Source organism: Kitasatospora arboriphila (genome assembly GCF_039528095.1).
GTDB classification, from domain to species: Bacteria; Actinomycetota; Actinomycetes; order Streptomycetales; family Streptomycetaceae; genus Kitasatospora; species Kitasatospora arboriphila.
The window spans coordinates 1-648 of record NZ_BAAALD010000268.1; the positions used below are offsets into that span (position 1 = coordinate 1).

Consider the following 648-nt stretch of genomic DNA (forward strand, 5'->3'; position numbering starts at 1 on the left):
GGTGGATGGGGCCGTCGCCGGCGGAGAGGGGCAGGCAGCTGCCGCCGCGGCGGTGGGCGACGATTTCGGCGGCGACGGAGACGGCGGTCTCTTCGGGGGTGCGGGCGCCGAGGTCGAGGCCGATGGGGGAGCGGAGGCGGGCGATCTCCGCCTCGGTGAGGCCGGTCTCGCGCAGGCGGGTGTTGCGGTCGTGGTGGGTGCGGCGTGATCCCATGGCGCCGATGTAGCCGACGGGCAGGCGTAGGGCGCGCTCCAGCAGGGGGATGTCGAACTTGGCGTCGTGGGTGAGGACGCACAGGACGGTGCGGCCGTCGATGCGGTGGTGCTGGGTGTCGAGGTAGCGGTGCGGCCAGTCGACGGCGATCTCGTCGGCGTCGGGGAAGCGGCGGTGGGTGGCGAAGACGGGGCGGGCGTCGCAGACGGTGACGTGGTAGCCGAGGAACTTGCCGATGCGGACGACGGCGCCGGCGAAGTCGATGGCGCCGAAGACGATCATGCGGGGGGCGGGGACGTAGGACTCGACGAAGACGGTGACGGTGCCCTGGTCGGTGGGGTCGCAGGGGCGGCCGTCGAGGGCGAGGACGACGGTGCCGGTGCGGCCGGCGTCGAGCATGGCGCGGGCCTCGGCGACGATCGAGCGCTCCAGCG

At 73.9% G+C, this 648-nt stretch carries 1 protein-coding gene; it reads right to left on the reverse strand.

All coding sequences use genetic code 11. The features are described 5' to 3' along the window. On the reverse strand, positions 1 to 648 hold a 648-nt coding region (locus ABD353_RS39890; protein WP_344628598.1), incomplete at both ends, for an XdhC family protein.